Raw genomic sequence first — 16,004 nt, forward strand, 5'->3', positions numbered from 1 at the left:
CGGCCATTGCGGCGTCGCTTGCCTGCACGCCGGCCGGCGCCGCCGACATGAACGCGGTGAACAACGCCGGCGCGATCGCGTCGAGCGTGATGGTCGGTTCGGCCGCACCGTCGCTCGGCATCGGCGCGGTGCTGCAGACGCTGGTCGGGCTCGCGGTCGTGATCGGTCTCGTGTTCGCGTGCGCATGGCTCGCGCGCCGCTTCGGCTTCCAGCACGCGCGCCGCGGCGGCCCGCTGAAGGTCGTGTCGAGCGTCGCGGTCGGCGCGAAGGAAAGCGCGACGATCGTCGAGATCGGCGACACCTGGCTCGTGCTCGGCGTCGCGCCGGGCAACGTGCGATTGCTGCATACGCTGCCGGCCGGTTCGGCAGCAGCTCCGGCTTCCGCTGATGCATCCGCCGGCGCCGCCCCGTCCGAAGGCGGCCTGCCCGGCACGTTCGGCTCGCGGTTTCGCGATGCGCTCGCGGGCGAAGCCGCGAAGCGCCTCGGTCGCGGCAAGGACCGCTGACATGGCGCCGCGCCCTCTTTCCGACCCCGCATTCCGATGAAACACGCATTCCTGCATCGCGCGGCGCGCTTCGCGCCCGTGCTGATCCTCTGCCTCGCTCCTGCGCTCGCCTGTGCGCAGGCGAACGGCCTGCCCGCGTTCAACGCGAGCCCGGGCCCGCACGGCGGCACCACGTATTCGCTGAGCGTGCAGACGATGCTGCTGCTCACGATGCTGTCGTTCCTGCCGGCGATGCTGCTGATGATGACGAGCTTCACGCGCATCATCATCGTGCTGTCGCTGCTGCGCCAGGCGCTCGGCACCTCGACGACGCCGCCGAACCAGGTGCTCGTCGGCCTCGCGATGTTCCTCACCTTCTTCGTGATGTCGCCGGTGCTCGACCGCGCGTACAACGACGGCTACAAGCCGTTCTCCGACGGCTCGATGCCGATGGAGCAGGCGGTGCAGCGCGGCGTCGCGCCGTTCAAGACCTTCATGCTGAAGCAGACCCGCGAGACCGATCTCGCGCTGTTCGCGAAGATCTCGAAGGCCGCGCCGATGCAGGGGCCCGAGGACGTGCCGCTGTCGCTGCTGGTGCCCGCGTTCGTCACGAGCGAGCTGAAGACCGGCTTCCAGATCGGCTTCACGGTGTTCATCCCGTTCCTGATCATCGACATGGTCGTCGCGAGCGTGTTGATGTCGATGGGGATGATGATGGTGTCGCCGTCCACCGTGTCGCTGCCGTTCAAGCTGATGCTGTTCGTGCTGGTCGACGGCTGGCAGCTGCTGATCGGCTCGCTCGCGCAGAGCTTTACGTAAGCCGCGGAGGAATCGCACGATGACGCCCGAACAAGTGATGACCCTGGCGCACCAGGCGATGATGGTCGGCCTGCTGCTGGCCGCCCCGCTGCTGCTGGTCGCGCTCGTGGTCGGCCTCGTCGTGAGCCTGTTCCAGGCCGCGACGCAGATCAACGAAGCGACGCTGTCGTTCATCCCGAAGCTGCTCGCGGTTGCCGTGACGCTCGTGATCGCCGGCCCGTGGATGATGACGACGATGCTCGACTACCTGCGGCAGACGCTGCTGCACGTCGCGACGCTCGGCGTCGGCTGAGCCGCGCGCACCACCCGGCGACGATGTTCTCGGTTACCTACGCGCAGCTCAACGGCTGGCTCACGGCGTTCCTGTGGCCGTTCGTGCGGATGCTCGCGCTCGTCGCGACCGCGCCCGTCGTCGGCCACGCGGCAGTGCCCGTGCGCGTGAAGATCGGCCTCGCCGCGTTCATGGCGCTGGTCGTCGCGCCCACGCTCGGCGCGATGCCGGACGTCACCGTGTTCTCCGCACAGGGCATCTGGATCCTCGTCACGCAGTTCCTGATCGGTGCCGCGATGGGTTTCACGATGCAGATCGTGTTCGCGGCCGTCGAGGCGGCCGGCGACTTCATCGGGCTGTCGATGGGGCTCGGCTTCGCCACCTTCTTCGATCCGCACACGAGCGGCGCGACACCCGTGATGGGCCGCTTCCTGAACGCGGTCGCGATGCTCGCATTCCTCGCGGTGGACGGCCACCTGCAGGTGTTCGCCGCGCTCACCGCGTCGTTCCAGTCGCTGCCGGTGTCGGCCGACCTGCTGCACGCGCCGGGCTGGCGCACGCTTGCCGGGTTCGGCACGACCGTGTTCGAGATGGGGCTGCTGCTCGCGCTGCCGGTGGTCGCGGCGCTCCTGATCGCGAACCTCGCGCTCGGCATCCTGAACCGCGCGGCGCCGCAGATCGGCGTGTTCCAGATCGGCTTTCCCGTCACGATGCTCGTCGGGCTGTTGCTCGTGCAACTGATGATCCCGAACCTCGTGCCGTTCGTGGCGCACCTGTTCGACATGGGGCTCGACGCGATGGGCCGCGTGCTGATCGGCTGGCACTGAGGCGGCAATACTCGTCAGGCGCGAGGGGTTCTCGCGCTGCGCCCTCGCTTTTCGAACGTGTCTGATTGCTTTGGGCGTTCGCGAAAAATACGCTGGCGGACTCATCCATCGGAACGACCTCGTCGAGGGTCGATCGTCCAGCATGCTCTATACGGGTACAGAAGCGGCACACGTATGGCGTGGTCGCGCGCCAGTATCTTCCGCCTGGTTCGAAATCCGGCCGTCGAATCTGCCAATTCATGCGGAGCCGCTATTTGACAGTCAATCGGACGCCATCATCGGATACCGTACGGAAACCGGTGGCGTCGCATATATATCCGACCTCGATGGCACGTGCATTTCGGTCATCGAGAAGCCGTTGGAAGCGCCGCTTATCGATCCGATCGATGCGATTTTCGTTGTCGGTGCCGTGTGGCGATCGGGTGCCCGCGCGATGGCGAAGATCGGTGGGTTCCGTACTCACGCGATCATCGGTCGATCCGCACTATCCGGCCTCAGAACGCGCTTCGCCGCTTCGGCAAGCAGACAACTGCGCTTTGCCGCCACGCCGCTCGCGCATATGCAGGAACCCTGGCGCTTCGTGCCCGTTCACATTCTTCGACTTGCCATTCGTCACGGCAAGCGCATACCGGATCCCAAAGGGCATCGTGGCATCTTCCAGTACACTGCGCCGATGACGCACCGAGGCGTTCGCTATCAGCTCGAGGTCGTCGTTCGCGAAAGCGATTACACGGTGTTGCATTTCGTCTACAAGCGTTAGCCAATATGACCGGGATCATCGTTAGTGCCGCGCCGCTTGTTGCGCCCGCGATCGCGTACATGCAATGGGACGAGGACTGCTTCACGCTCTCCTGCGACATTCGCCATGCGCCTGACAATCGGACGGCGCGGCCTTCCGTCCTGCGTGACCGACTTGACGACCAGTTTGGCGTGCACGCCGAAACCCGTCGCGTCATCACCGCCGGCAGTTTGACGCTCATGCTCGACGGTGCGGGCCGCTTGTGTTCATTCGACTTCTATACCAATGCCGATCATTGGCAAAAAGCCGATACGCCGCCACCCGTTCCGGTTTCTCCGCATACGCCGACCTTCAGCGCCGTGTTTGACGCGCTCGGTCGCGCGGACGTCCGCGAGCCGGCTGTCGTCTATGACAACGTGACACGCTGCCTCTCCCTGATCTGGCGCGACGATGCGTCGGTCAGATACGCAATCGCACCGAATCTGTCGGTTGCTGCCGCACAGGACGGGAATCTGACTCGCATCGACCTCGGCGGCATCTCACCGGTTTGACAAACCAACTGCGCATGGCGAAATCTTTCGCTTTCCGCACCGGCCCTCCGTTGCTGGAAAACCCCTAAAGGAATCGCCCGCCCGCGAAAGGTAGCGGAAGGTTTCGCCTCCCTATACTCGTCGTGACGATGCAGCAAGCATCGCGCCACACGAATACAACGAACGGAGACGACCCGATGCGACCCATCCTGCGCACCCTCGCCGTTGCAGCCAGCCTGAGCTGCGCGCTTGCCGCTCACCCCGCTTTCGCCGACGACGGCGGCAAGATCACGATCATGGTCGGCGGGATCGCGAAGCTCATCTACCTGCCCGCGCGGCTCACGCAGGAGCTCGGCTACTTCAAGGCCGAAGGGCTCGACGTCGAGCTGCTGTCGCAGCCGGCCGGCGTCGACGCGGAGAACGAGCTGCTCGCGGGCGCCGTGCAGGGCGTCGTCGGCTTCTACGACCACACGATCGACCTGCAGAGCAAGGGCAAGGACGTGAAGGCGATCGCCGTGTTCGGCCAGGTGCCGGGTGAAGTCGAGATGGTGTCGACCAAGGCCGCGCCGACTTTCAAGTCGATGGCCGACTCGAAGGGCAAGACGCTCGGCGTGACCGGCCTCGGCTCGTCGACCAGCTTCCTCACGCAATACCTCGCGCTCCAGCACGGCGTGCAGTCGACCCAGTACACGATGCTGCCGGTCGGCGCCGACGCGAGCTTCATCGCCGCGATCAAGCAGGGCCGCATCGACGCCGGGATGACGACCGAGCCGACCGTGTCCGCGCTCGAGAAGATGGGCGACGCGAAGGTGCTGGTCGACATGCGCACCGTCGACGGCACGCGCGCGGCGCTCGGCGGCACGTATCCGGCCGCGAGCCTGTACGTGCAGTCGGCCTGGGCCGATTCGCACAAGGCGCAGGCGACCAAGCTCGCGCACGCGTTCGCAAAGACGATGCAGTTCATCCACACGCACAGCGCCGACGAGATCGCCGCGAAGATGCCGGCCGACTACCAGAAGGACAAGGCGCTGTACGTGAGCGCGCTGAAGGCGTCGCTGCCGATGTACACGGCCGACGGCAAGATGCCGGCCGACGGCCCGGCCACCGTGCTGAAGGTGCTGTCGGCGTTCAACCCGTCGGTGAAGGGCAAGCATATCGACCTGGCGCGCACCTTCACGAACGATTTCGTGAACGCGAAGTAAGCGACATCGGTAGCAGCGCCGGCGGCGGCGATCCCGCCGCCGAGCGTGCCCCGTTCCGGCCCGATTGACCGGCCCGGCGTCGCCACGATGCGACGCTCTCCTCACCCGCAGGACGAATGCGATGAACCAGGCAGTCTCCCCGAGCACACCGGCGATCGAGTTTCGCAACGTGTCGTGCCGCTTCATTTCGCCGGAAGGCAAGGCCACCGTCGCGCTGCGCGACTTCAGCATGAGCGTCGCGCGCGGCGAGTTCATCGCGATCGTCGGGCCGACCGGCTGCGGCAAGTCGACGACGCTGAACCTGATCACCGGGCTGCTCAAGCCCGTGTCGGGCGAAGTGCGCGTGATGGGTCGCCCGGTCGACGGGATCGATCCGCGCATCGGCTTCGTGTTCCAGGCCGACGCCGTGTTCCCGTGGCGCAACGTGATCGACAACGTCGCGGCCGGCCCGCTGTTTCGCGGCCGCTCGAAGGACGTCGCGTACGCGCAGGCCGAGGAGTGGATCCGCAAGGTCGGCCTCGACAAGTTCACGAAGCACTACCCGCACCAGTTGTCCGGCGGGATGAGGAAGCGCGTCGCGCTCGCACAGACCTTCATCAACCAGCCGGAAATCCTGCTGATGGACGAGCCGTTCTCCGCGCTCGACATGCAGACGCGCACGCTGATGCAGGACGAGCTGCTGCAGCTCTGGTCGGCGAACAAGGGCTCGGTCGTGTTCGTCACGCACGATCTGGAAGAGGCAATCGCCCTCGCCGACCGCGTGTTCGTGCTGACCGCGCGGCCTGCGACGCTCAAGCGCGTGTACGAGATCGACCTGCCGCGCCCGCGCGTCACGTCGGAGATCCGCTACGACACGCGCTTCATCGAAATTTCCAAGGACATCTGGCACGACCTGCGCGAAGAAGTGCAGATCGGCTGACGCATACGCTCAAGGCAAGGACAGCAAGGACAGGAGCATGACCGACATGACGCTTCCCCCCACCGCCATTCCGGCAACGACGCTCGAGGACGACGAGCGCGCCGCGCAACGCCGGCTGCGCCGCCGGCGCAACCTGATCGTCACGCTGCGGATCGCCGTGCTGGTGATCGTGCTCGGCGGGTGGGAACTCGCCGCACGACTCAAATGGATCGATCCGTTCTTCTTCTCGATGCCGTCGCTGATCTTCGACCAGATCCAGGACTGGTTCGTGAACGGCACGTCGCAGGGCCCGCTGCTCACGCAGGTGTGGGTCACGCTCGAGGAAACCGGCATCGGCTTCCTGATCGGCTCGGTGGCCGGCGTGATCTGCGGGATCGTGCTCGGCCGCAACAAGCTGATGGCCGACGTGTTCGGCCTGTACATCCAGATCGCGAACTCGATTCCGCGCGTCGTGCTCGGCTCGATCTTCGTGATCGCGCTGGGCCTCGGGATGGCGTCGAAGATCGCGCTGGCCGTCGTGATGGTGTTCTTCGTCGTGTTCGGCAATGCGTTCCAGGGCGTGCGCGAAGCCGACCGCTACCTGATCGCGAACGCGCAGATCCTCGGCGCGTCGCGCCGGCAGATCACCACGGCGGTCGTGATCCCGTCCGCGCTGAGCTGGATTCTCGCCAGCCTGCACGTGAGCTTCGGCTTCGCGCTGGTCGGGGCGGTCGTCGGCGAATTCCTGGGTTCCAAGCAGGGCATCGGTTTGCTAATCTCCACCGCCCAGGGCGCGTTCAACGCAAGCGGCGTATTTGCGGCGATGATCGTGCTGGCCGTGGTCGCGCTGGCCGCCGACTACCTGCTGACATGGCTCGAGAAGCGGCTGCTGAAGTGGCGCCCCGCGGCGTTCTGAACGCCGCAGACGGACGCCTGACATGACACTCCCGACCGCGCCGGCGCTCCCGGCGCGGTTCGGCATTTCGGAGAAGGAGCGCAACAGGATGGCGCACAGCCTGCGCGGACGGTTGCTGTGGTGGCTGCTGCTGCCGCTCGCGGTGTTCATGCTGATCGCCGGCGCGATGTCGTACGACACCGCGCGGACCACGGCCGCGCTCGTGCAGGACAGCGCGCTCGTCGCGTCCGCACGCACGATCGGCGAGGACATCGAATGGCGCAACGGGCTGCCGGTGGCCGACGTGCCGCCGGCCGCGCTCGAGATCTTCGAGTCGCCGTCGCGCGATTCGGTGTTCTACAAGGTCATCGACGGCCACGACCGCCTGCTCGCGGGCACACCGGCGCTGGACCTGCCCGCGCGGCACGGCATCGAGCCGACGCTGTACGACACGTCGCTCGACGGCGTGCCGCTGCGCGCGGTGGCCTACGATCGCCAGCTGTACGACGAGGGGCACGTCGAGACGGTCACGGTGGTCGTCGCGAAGACGACGCGCTCGCACCGCGCGATGGTCGCCACGATCTGGCGGCCGCAGCTCGTGCGCCTGTCGCTGATGCTGATGCTCGCGATGGGGCTCGTGTACCTCGGCCTCACCTTCGAGATGCGCCCGCTGATGAAGCTGAAGGACGACGTGGCCGACCGCGGGCCGATGGAGCTGGAGCCGATCCGTCCCGAGCGGCTGCAGAACGAGCTGCGGCCGATCGTCGACGCGATCAACCAGTGCATCGCGCGGCTCAACATGCACACGGCCACGCAGCGCCGCTTCATCGCGGATGCCGCGCACCAGTTGCGCACGCCGATCGCGGTGCTCGACACGCAGATCCAGTACGCGCAGCGGCGCGGGCACGACGATCCGGAACTCGCAGCGGTGCTCGACAGCATGCAGCGCAGCAGCCGCAAGATGGCCGACGTGACCGACAAGCTGCTGCTGCTCGCGCATGCGGAAGCGACACCGTCGACGCTGCTGACCCATCGCGTCGATCTCGCGGCCGTGGTGTCGAGCGTGCTGGAGGAAACGATCGTGCTCGCGCAGCGGCGCAATATCGACCTCGGCGCCGACCTCGGCGAGCGGCTCGACGTCGCGGGCAGCGACAGCCTGCTGACCGCGCTGGTGATGAACCTCGTCGACAACGCGGTGCGCTACACGCAGCCGGGCGGCTGCGTGACGGTCTGCGCCCGCCGCGACGGCGACGCGATCGTGCTCGATGTGGTCGACAACGGCCCGGGCATCCCGGCCGAAGCGCGGCCGCACGTGTTCAAGCGGTTCTATCGCGTGTCGGCCGATACCGAGGGCTCGGGCCTTGGGCTCGCGATCGTCCGCGAGATCGCGCAGGCGCACGGCGGCAGCGCGTCGCTCGAGCCGGGGGCCGGCAATCGCGGTATCGTCGTAACAGTGCGGCTGCCCGCCTACGATTGAAGAGAACGCCGTCATGAAACTCCTGTTGGTCGAAGACAACGCCGAACTCGCGCACTGGATTGTGAACCTGCTGCGCGGGGAGGATTTCGCGGTCGACTCCGTCGGCGACGGCGAGCGTGCCGATACGGTACTGAAGACCGAACGCTACGACGCGGTGCTGCTCGACATGCGCCTGCCCGGCATCAGCGGCAAGGAGGTGCTCGCGCGGCTGCGGCGCCGCAACGACAACGTGCCGGTGCTGATGCTGACCGCGCACGGCTCGGTCGACGACAAGGTCGACTGCTTCGGCGCGGGCGCCGACGATTACGTCGTGAAGCCGTTCGAATCGCGCGAGCTGGTCGCGCGGATTCGCGCGCTGATCCGCCGGCAGGCCGGCGTCGGCACGACGCAGCTCGTGTGCGGCGATCTCGTCTACGCGTTCGGCACACGCGAATTCCGCTGCGGCGAAACGGTGCTCGCGCTGCGCCGCCGCGAGCACGCGATCCTCGAAACGCTGATGCTGCAGCAGAACAAGACGGTGTCGAAGGCGCGGCTGATGGACAGCGTGTTCGCGCTCGACGACGAGCCGAGCGCCGACGCGATCGACATCTACATCCACCGGCTGCGCAAGCATCTCGCGGGCAGCACGGCCGAGATCATCACGCTGCGCGGGCTCGGTTACATCCTGCGCATGAAGAGCACACAGGACTGACGGGCGCCTTTGCGAGCCCTGATTATCGATTCGTAGCACGAAACGTCATCGCTGCATGCCGGCGCCCCCGGCTTGCCGGCTTCCGCACGCCTGCCCGATCCGTGATTGTTGCGCGTTCGGTGTTTTCACCGATCCGATTCTTGCGTCCGGGAAAGCGTCGTGAAGGATTGCACCCTCTACGATGCTACGCGTCGGCCCTCTCGCTGTGGCCGGCAAGAGTCGGCATACATTACGTACTGCCAACGACCAGATTTCAATGCGGCAGCTCGGAGGAGACGATCTTGAAACGAAAAACCCTTGCCCTTTCCATCGCGGCGGCTGGCCTGTGCGCCGGCACCCAGGCGCACGCGCAATCGAGCGTGCAGCTCTACGGCCTGATGGACCTGAGCTTTCCGACCTACCGGACCCACGCCGACGCGAACGGCAATCACGTGATCGGCATGGGCAACGAAGGCGAGCCGTGGTTCAGCGGCAGCCGCTGGGGCCTGCGCGGCGCCGAAGACATCGGCGGCGGCACGAAGGTCATCTTCCGCCTCGAAAGCGAATACGTGGTCGCGAACGGCCAGATGGAAGACAACGGCCAGATCTTCGACCGCGATGCGTGGGTCGGCATCGAGGACGAGCGCTTCGGCAAGCTGACGGCCGGGTTCCAGAACACGATCGCGCGCGACGCGGCGGCGATCTACGGCGATCCGTACGGCTCCGCGAAGCTGTCGACCGAGGAAGGCGGCTGGACCAACTCGAACAACTTCAAGCAGATGATCTTCTACGCGGCCAGCCCGACCGGCACGCGCTACAACAACGGCATCGCGTGGAAGAAGCTGTTCAGCAACGGCATCTTCGCGAGCGCCGGCTACCAGTTCAGCAATTCGACCGCATTCGCGACCGGCTCCGCGTATCAGGTCGCGCTCGGCTACAACGGCGGGCCGTTCAACGTGTCGGGCTTCTACAACCACGTGAACAACGGCGGCTTCACGAACCAGACGTTCTCGGTCGGCGGCAACTACACGTTCAGCATCGTGCGCCTGAATGCCGGCTACTTCCGCTACAACGGCGACCAGGGTTCGCTCGGCCAGCGCCACGACGATTCGTGGACCGTGTCGGTGAAGGTGGCGCCCCCCGGTGCGCTCGACTACGAGCTCGGCTACCAGCAGATGCGCGTCAAGAACGCCGCGAACAACGCCGACGGCTTCACGCCGAACGCGAACCTCGGCGCGTTCAGCCTGACCAACGGCGTCGCCAACGGCTTCAAGGAAACGATCTACGGGTCGGTGTTCTATCACCTGAGCAAGCGCACCGAGGTGTATCTCGCCGGCGACTACATGAAGCTGCACGGCGGCTATACGGTGTCGTCGACGTTCGGCGCGAAGAACCAGCTCGAACTGACGTCGGGCATCCGCACGCGTTTCTGACCTGAAACGGGGCCCGACGGGCCCCGTCGCACCCTCCATCCGGGATTCTCCATGCGGGCACGCCGGCGCTTGGCGCCGACCGTGCCCTTTTTTTCGTCCTTTCCTGCGCGCGCCGGGGATGCCCGTCAGGCGGTCGCCGGCCGGCCATGCGACAACGGGCCCGAAGCCGCTTGCGGCCCGTCCGGCGGGCAATCGCGGCCGATACCAGCACGATCGCCCCACATCGGCGCTTGACCTCGGCCGGGTGACTCGATAGCGTTTCGGGTTTGCCCGGGCGGCCATTGCCGCCGGTGCTGCGAGCGCGCCCGATGTCCTGGCGCGCGCGGCCGGGCTCCGATGGAAAAGACGATGCAGAAACTCGATGCGGCCAGCCCGCAGGCGATGTCGACCGATTTCACCGCCGACAACGTCGCGCGCCTGAAGGCGCTGTTCCCCGAACTCGTGACCGAAGGCCCCGGCGGCGCGTCGGTCGACGTCGACGTGCTGAAAGCGCTGATCGGCGAACGCACGGTCGGCGACGCCGACGAGCGCTACGGCTTCCACTGGCATGGCAAGCGCAGCGCGCGCCAGGCCGCGCTCACGCCGTCGACGGGCACGCTGCGGCCCTGCCCCGACGACAGCGTCGCGTGGGACGACACGCGCCATCTCGTGATCGAGGGCGACAACCTCGACGTGATGAAGCTGCTGCACAAGAGTTACGCAGGCAAGGTGAAGCTCGTCTACATCGACCCGCCGTACAACACCGGCAGCGATTTCGTCTATCCCGACGACTTCAGCGACAGCATCCGCCACTACCTGGCGATGACCGGGCAGACCCAGGGCGGCGTGAAGCGCAGCACCAACACCGAGGCGAACGGCCGGTTCCACACCGACTGGCTGAACATGATGTATCCGCGCCTGAAGCTCGCGCACGCGCTGCTGTCCGACGAAGGGCTGATCGCCGTGCACATCGACGAGCATGAAGTGCATGCGCTCGTGCTGATGCTGCGCGAGATCTTCGGCGAGGAGAACGAGCTCGGCGTCGCCGTGTGGGACAAGCGCAACCCGAAGGGCGACGCGCGCGGCGTCGCGTACCAGCACGAATCGCTGGTGCTGTTCGCGCGCAACGCCGAGACGCTGCTCGAACAGGCGCCGCTCAAGCGCCCGAAGCGCAATGCGCAGCGCATGCTCGACGCCGCGCACGACGCCGTGTATCGCAGCGGCAACCCGAAGGACGCGCAGAAGGCGTACCGCGCGTGGATGAAGGCGCAGACCAACCTGTCCGGCGGCGAGGTGATGTACGACCGGCTATCGGAAGAAGGCCGCGTGTACCGCCTCGTGTCGATGGCCTGGCCGAACAAGAAGAAGGCGCCGGAAGAGTATTTCACGCCGCTGATCCACCCGGTCACCGGCAAGCCGTGCGCGATGCCGGCGCGCGGCTGGCGCAACCCGCCCGCGACGATGCAGGCGCTGATCGAGCGCGGCCAGATCGAATTCGGCGCCGATGAAACCACGCAGCCGCAACGGATCTACTACCTCGACGAGAACATGTACGAGAACGTGCCGTCGGTGCTGCCGTTCGCCGGCTCCGACGACGCGCTGCTGAAGACGCTCGGCATCCCGTTCGACCTGCCGAAACCGGTCGATTTCGCGGCGGCCGTGATCGGCTGGTGCACGCGCAGCGACGACATCGTGCTCGACTGCTTCGCCGGCTCCGGCTCGACCGGCCACGCGGTGATGCAGGTGAACGCGACCGACGGCGGCGCGCGCCGCTACGTGCTCGTGCAGTTGCCCGAAGCGCTCGACCGCCGCGACAAGACGCAGCAGAGCGCGGCCGACTTCTGCACGAAGCTGAAGAAGCCGCTGACGCTCGCCGAAATCACGAAGGAACGCCTGCGCCGCGCCGCGCAACAGGTCGCGCGCGATTACCCGGAAAGCTATGGCGACCTCGGTTTCCGCGTGTACCGGCTCGACACGACCAACGTGATCGAGTGGGATCCGCGCCGCGACGACTTCGACCACGCGCTGTTCGCGTCCGTCGAGCACGTGAAGACCGGCCGCACCGAAGACGACCTGCTCGCCGAGCTGACGCTGAAGCTCGGCCTCGACCTGTGCACGCCGGTCGAGCATCACCAGGTGGCGGGCAAGACCGTGCACCTGATCGGCCGCTCGATCGTCGCGTGCTTCGATGCACGCATCGCGCGCGACGACGCGGGCCCGCTCGCCGACGGCATCGTCGACCTGCTCGATGCGACCGGCACGACGCACGACGTCACGTGCCTGTTCCGCGACAGCGGCTTCGTCGACGACGTCGCGAAGCTCAATCTCGCCGCGCTGCTCGAACAGCACGGCGTGAAGCGCGTGCGGAGCCTGTGATGCGGCTGCATTTCGAAGCGGATCTCGACTACCAGCGCGAGGCGATCGACGCCGTCTGCGACCTGTTTCGCGGCCAGGAATCGTATCGCGGCGACTTCAGCGTGCTCGCGAACGCCGCGCCCGGCACGACGGCCGCCGCGCAAGGCTCGCTCGGCTTCGCAGTGTCGGAACAGGGCGTCGGCAACCGGCTGTCGCTGACCGACGACGCGCTCGCGCGCAATCTCGCCGACGTGCAGCTGCGCGGCGGGCTGCCGCCGTCCGGCCTGCCCGGCTCGCGCGACTTCACCGTCGAGATGGAAACCGGCACCGGCAAGACCTACGTGTACCTGCGCACGATCTTCGAGCTGAACCGCCGCTACGGCTTCACGAAGTTCGTGATCGTCGTGCCGTCGATCGCGATCAAGGAAGGCGTGCACAAGACGCTCGCGATCACCGAGGATCACTTCCGCGCGCTGTACGCGGGTGTGCCGTACGACTACTTCCTGTACGACTCCGCGAAGCTCGGCCAGGTGCGCCACTTCGCGGCGAGCGCGGCGATCCAGATCATGGTGATGACGGTGGCCGCGATCAACAAGAAGGAAATCAACAACCTCTACAAGGACAGCGAGAAGACCGGCGGCGAGAAGCCGATCGACCTGATCCGCGCGACGCGGCCGATCGTGATCGTCGACGAGCCGCAGAGCGTCGACGGCGGGCTCGAAGGCCGTGGCCGCGAAGCGCTCGCCGCGATGGCGCCGCTCTGCACGCTGCGCTATTCGGCCACGCACGTCGACCGTCACCACATGGTGTACCGGCTCGACGCGGTCGATGCGTACGAGCGCAAGCTGGTCAAGCAGATCGAGATCGCGTCGGCGATCGTCGAGGATGCGCACAACAAGCCGTATGTGCGGCTCGTGGGCGTGTCGAACCGGCGCGGTGCGATCAGCGCGCGCGTCGAGCTCGACGTCGCGACGACGGCCGGCGTGAAGCGCCAGATCGTGTCGGCCACCGACGGCGACGATCTCGAACGCCTGACCAAGCGCGCGCTGTACGCGGGGCTGCGGATCGGCGAAGTCCATGCGGTGAAGGGCGCCGAATACGTCGAGCTGCGCCATCCGGAAGGCGAGGCGTTCCTGTCGCTCGGCGAGGCGTTCGGCGACATCGACACGCTCGCCGTGCAGCGCGAGATGATCCGTCGCACGATCCGCGAGCATCTGGACAAGGAGCTGCGCCTGGCCGAACGCGGCGTGAAGGTGCTGTCGCTGTTCTTCGTCGATTCGGTCGAGCGCTATCGTCAGTACGATGAGAACGGCATGCCCGTGAAGGGCGACTACGCGCTGATCTTCGAAGAGGAATATGCGCGTGCGGCGCGCGTGCCGGCCTACCGCGCACTGTTCGACGGTGTCGACGTCGCGCTCGAAGTCGGGCGCGCACACAACGGCTACTTCTCGATCGACCGCAAGGGCGGCTGGACCGACACGAGCGAAAGCAGCGCCGCGGCCCGCGAAAACGCGGAGCGTGCGTACGGCCTCATCATGCGCGAGAAGGAAGCGCTGCTGTCGTTCGACACGCCGCTGAAGTTCATCTTCTCGCACTCGGCGCTGAAGGAAGGCTGGGACAACCCGAACGTGTTCCAGATCTGCACGCTGCGCGACATCCAGACCGAACGCGAGCGTCGCCAGACGCTTGGCCGCGGGCTGCGCCTCGCCGTCGACCAGGACGGCGAACGCGTGCGCGATGCGGGCGTGAACACGCTCACCGTGATCGCGACCGAGCGCTACGAGTCGTTCGCGGAGAACCTGCAGAAGGAAATCGAGGCCGATACGGGCATCCGGTTCGGGATCGTCGAGGAACACCAGTTCGCGGCGCTGCCCGTGCAGGAAGGCGACGGGCCCGCGCATGCGCTCGGCGTCGAGCTGTCGCGCGTGCTGTGGAATCATCTGCACGAACAAGGCTACGTCGACGCGCAGGGCAAGGTGCTCGACCGGCTGAAGGACGCGCTGCGCCAGAGCGCGCTGGTACTGCCGGACGCATTCGAAATGCTGCGTGCACCGATCGTCGCGACACTGCGCAAGCTGTCGGGCCGCTTTGCCGTGCGCAACGCGGACGAGCGCCGCGCGATCGCGCTGCGACGCGATGCGTCGGGCAAGGCCGTCGTGTTCGGCGAGGATTTCCGCGCGCTGTGGGACCGCATTCGCCATCGCACCGTGTACCGCGTCGAGTTCGACAACGCGAAGCTCGTGCGCGACTGCGCGGCCGCGCTGCACGACGCGCCGGACATCGCGCGCGCACGGCTGCAGTGGCGCAAGGCCGAGATCGACATCGGCAAGGCCGGCATCGAGGCGATCGAGGTGACCGGCGCCGGCACGGTGCTGCTCGACGAAGGCGAGCTGCCGCTGCCTGACCTGCTCACCGAGCTGCAGGACCGCACGCAGCTCACGCGCCGTTCGCTGGCCACGATCCTGGCCGACAGCGGCCGGCTCGAGGATTTCCGCGTGAATCCGCAGCAGTTCATCGCGGTCGCGGCCGATGCGATCAACCGCTGCAAGCGGCTCGCGCTCGTCGCGGGCATCGCGTACCGCAAGCTCGGCGAACGCCATGTGCATGCGCTCGAATCGTTCGAGAGCGAGGCGCTGACCGGCTACCTGCGCAACCTGCGGCCCGATGCGCAGAAGTCGATCCACGAGGCGGTCGTGTGCGAGACGGACGCGGAGCGTGCATTCGCCGATGCGCTCGAGGCGCATGACGGCGTGAGGCTGTACGCGAAGCTGCCCGCGTGGTTCCGCGTGCAGACGCCGCTCGGCAGCTATCACCCGGACTGGGCCGTGCTCGCGGAACAGGATGGCGGCGAGCGGCTGTACTTCGTCGTCGATACGCCGAATACGGACGGCCACGTGCCGAGCGAGCACGAGCGTGCGAAGCTCGCGTGCGGCGAAGCGCATTTCCGGGCGCTGGTGGACGGCGACGGCGCGGCGCGCTTCGTGCGCGTCAGGCAGGCGGACGCGTTGTTCGAACCTGCGGTGCCGCTGGCGGGCGCCGGGCGATAAAACGAAGGGCGGCGATGAGCCGCCCTTTTTTCATGAGGCGCGTGGTGCGCGCCGGTCGGGGCAACCAGCCGCAAGCGCCGCCCCGGTGACGATGATGCTTACTGCGCCGGCTGCATGCCCTGCGCGGCGGCCTTGTGCTGCGCGGCCTCTTCTTGCGCGTGCTTCTTCGCCATGTGGTGACCGACGATGCAGCCGCCAACCGCGCCGACCACCGCGTGGTGCCCCGCATAGTGGCCGGCCACACCGCCGACCACCGCGCCCTTCATGCAGCCCGCCGCGTGCGCGCTGCCGATGGTGGCAAGCGCAACGATGGCGGCGGTGGCGCACAGCCTGATGTGTCGAATGGGCATCATGTTTTCATTCTCCTCGTGTAGCGA

Annotated in this window: 15 protein-coding genes; 14 read left to right on the forward strand and 1 reads right to left on the reverse strand. The window is 67.0% G+C overall.

Going from position 1 to position 16,004, the window contains the following annotated elements; all coding sequences use genetic code 11:
• The 14 genes from fliO to G3N93_RS09910 all read left to right on the forward strand — a co-directional run.
• On the forward strand, window positions 1–506 hold a 506-nt coding region (fliO, locus tag G3N93_RS09845), incomplete at its 5' end, for a flagellar biosynthetic protein FliO (protein ID WP_241026486.1).
• Window positions 507–542: 36 nt separating this feature from the next.
• Complete coding sequence (fliP, locus tag G3N93_RS09850) at window positions 543–1,304, forward strand: flagellar type III secretion system pore protein FliP (RefSeq protein ID WP_174917331.1); 762 nt, start codon at window positions 543–545, stop codon at window positions 1,302–1,304.
• Window positions 1,305–1,323: 19 nt separating this feature from the next.
• Window positions 1,324–1,596, forward strand: coding sequence for a flagellar biosynthesis protein FliQ (gene fliQ / locus G3N93_RS09855; RefSeq protein ID WP_174940299.1), 273 nt, complete (start codon window positions 1,324–1,326; stop codon window positions 1,594–1,596).
• A gap of 23 nt (window positions 1,597–1,619) precedes the next feature.
• Complete coding sequence (gene fliR / locus G3N93_RS09860) at window positions 1,620–2,402, forward strand: flagellar biosynthetic protein FliR (RefSeq protein ID WP_174946536.1); 783 nt, start codon at window positions 1,620–1,622, stop codon at window positions 2,400–2,402.
• A gap of 142 nt (window positions 2,403–2,544) precedes the next feature.
• Window positions 2,545–3,162, forward strand: a complete 618-nt coding sequence (locus tag G3N93_RS09865; RefSeq protein WP_174946538.1) for a hypothetical protein — start codon at window positions 2,545–2,547, stop codon at window positions 3,160–3,162.
• Between the two features lie 5 nt (window positions 3,163–3,167).
• On the forward strand, window positions 3,168–3,692 hold the full coding sequence (locus G3N93_RS09870; RefSeq protein WP_174946539.1) for a hypothetical protein: 525 nt from the start codon (window positions 3,168–3,170) through the stop codon (window positions 3,690–3,692).
• Window positions 3,693–3,868: 176 nt separating this feature from the next.
• On the forward strand, window positions 3,869–4,873 hold the full coding sequence (locus G3N93_RS09875; RefSeq protein WP_122946571.1) for an ABC transporter substrate-binding protein: 1,005 nt from the start codon (window positions 3,869–3,871) through the stop codon (window positions 4,871–4,873).
• 121 nt (window positions 4,874–4,994) lie between these two features.
• Window positions 4,995–5,792 (forward strand): ABC transporter ATP-binding protein, encoded by a 798-nt coding sequence (locus G3N93_RS09880; RefSeq protein ID WP_011350460.1) that lies wholly within the window; start codon window positions 4,995–4,997, stop codon window positions 5,790–5,792.
• 37 nt (window positions 5,793–5,829) lie between these two features.
• A complete protein-coding gene (locus G3N93_RS09885; protein WP_174940302.1) occupies window positions 5,830–6,687 on the forward strand; it encodes an ABC transporter permease in 858 nt (285 codons plus the stop codon).
• A gap of 88 nt (window positions 6,688–6,775) precedes the next feature.
• Complete coding sequence (locus tag G3N93_RS09890; RefSeq protein WP_206132924.1) at window positions 6,776–8,143, forward strand: sensor histidine kinase; 1,368 nt, start codon at window positions 6,776–6,778, stop codon at window positions 8,141–8,143.
• Window positions 8,144–8,156: 13 nt separating this feature from the next.
• Window positions 8,157–8,834 carry a response regulator gene (locus tag G3N93_RS09895; RefSeq protein ID WP_041492705.1) on the forward strand — a complete coding sequence of 226 codons (678 nt, stop codon included), beginning with the start codon at window positions 8,157–8,159 and terminating at the stop codon, window positions 8,832–8,834.
• Window positions 8,835–9,115: 281 nt separating this feature from the next.
• Window positions 9,116–10,246, forward strand: coding sequence for a porin (locus G3N93_RS09900; protein ID WP_041492704.1), 1,131 nt, complete (start codon window positions 9,116–9,118; stop codon window positions 10,244–10,246).
• 336 nt (window positions 10,247–10,582) lie between these two features.
• A complete protein-coding gene (locus G3N93_RS09905) occupies window positions 10,583–12,601 on the forward strand; it encodes a site-specific DNA-methyltransferase (protein ID WP_206132915.1) in 2,019 nt (672 codons plus the stop codon).
• On the forward strand, window positions 12,601–15,627 hold the full coding sequence (locus G3N93_RS09910; RefSeq protein WP_206132916.1) for a type III restriction-modification system endonuclease: 3,027 nt from the start codon (window positions 12,601–12,603) through the stop codon (window positions 15,625–15,627). Before G3N93_RS09905 ends, G3N93_RS09910 begins: the two co-directional genes overlap by 1 nt.
• 98 nt (window positions 15,628–15,725) lie before the next feature.
• Here the strand turns inward: G3N93_RS09910 and G3N93_RS09915 are convergent, their stop codons facing one another.
• Window positions 15,726–15,980: a hypothetical protein gene (locus tag G3N93_RS09915; RefSeq protein ID WP_011350453.1), complete on the reverse strand. Its 255-nt coding sequence runs from the start codon at window positions 15,978–15,980 to the stop codon at window positions 15,726–15,728.
• Between the last annotated feature and the right edge of the window lie 24 nt (window positions 15,981–16,004).

Source organism: Burkholderia sp. Se-20378 (genome assembly GCF_017104665.1).
Taxonomy (GTDB): Bacteria; Pseudomonadota; Gammaproteobacteria; order Burkholderiales; family Burkholderiaceae; genus Burkholderia; species Burkholderia lata.

Excerpts from the sequence above, each read along its gene's own strand:
- fliP (WP_174917331.1), top strand. The coding sequence starts at position 543 with ATGAAACACGCATTCCTGCATCGCGCGGCGCGCTTCGCGCCCGTGCTG.
- fliQ (WP_174940299.1), top strand. The coding sequence starts at position 1,324 with ATGACGCCCGAACAAGTGATGACCCTGGCGCACCAGGCGATGATGGTC.
- fliR (WP_174946536.1), top strand. The coding sequence starts at position 1,620 with ATGTTCTCGGTTACCTACGCGCAGCTCAACGGCTGGCTCACGGCGTTC.
- G3N93_RS09865 (WP_174946538.1), top strand. The coding sequence starts at position 2,545 with ATGCTCTATACGGGTACAGAAGCGGCACACGTATGGCGTGGTCGCGCG.
- G3N93_RS09870 (WP_174946539.1), top strand. The coding sequence starts at position 3,168 with ATGACCGGGATCATCGTTAGTGCCGCGCCGCTTGTTGCGCCCGCGATC.
- G3N93_RS09875 (WP_122946571.1), top strand. The coding sequence starts at position 3,869 with ATGCGACCCATCCTGCGCACCCTCGCCGTTGCAGCCAGCCTGAGCTGC.
- G3N93_RS09880 (WP_011350460.1), top strand. The coding sequence starts at position 4,995 with ATGAACCAGGCAGTCTCCCCGAGCACACCGGCGATCGAGTTTCGCAAC.
- G3N93_RS09885 (WP_174940302.1), top strand. The coding sequence starts at position 5,830 with ATGACCGACATGACGCTTCCCCCCACCGCCATTCCGGCAACGACGCTC.
- G3N93_RS09890 (WP_206132924.1), top strand. The coding sequence starts at position 6,776 with ATGGCGCACAGCCTGCGCGGACGGTTGCTGTGGTGGCTGCTGCTGCCG.
- G3N93_RS09895 (WP_041492705.1), top strand. The coding sequence starts at position 8,157 with ATGAAACTCCTGTTGGTCGAAGACAACGCCGAACTCGCGCACTGGATT.
- G3N93_RS09905 (WP_206132915.1), top strand. The coding sequence starts at position 10,583 with ATGGAAAAGACGATGCAGAAACTCGATGCGGCCAGCCCGCAGGCGATG.
- G3N93_RS09910 (WP_206132916.1), top strand. The coding sequence starts at position 12,601 with ATGCGGCTGCATTTCGAAGCGGATCTCGACTACCAGCGCGAGGCGATC.
- G3N93_RS09915 (WP_011350453.1), bottom strand. The coding sequence starts at position 15,980 with ATGATGCCCATTCGACACATCAGGCTGTGCGCCACCGCCGCCATCGTT.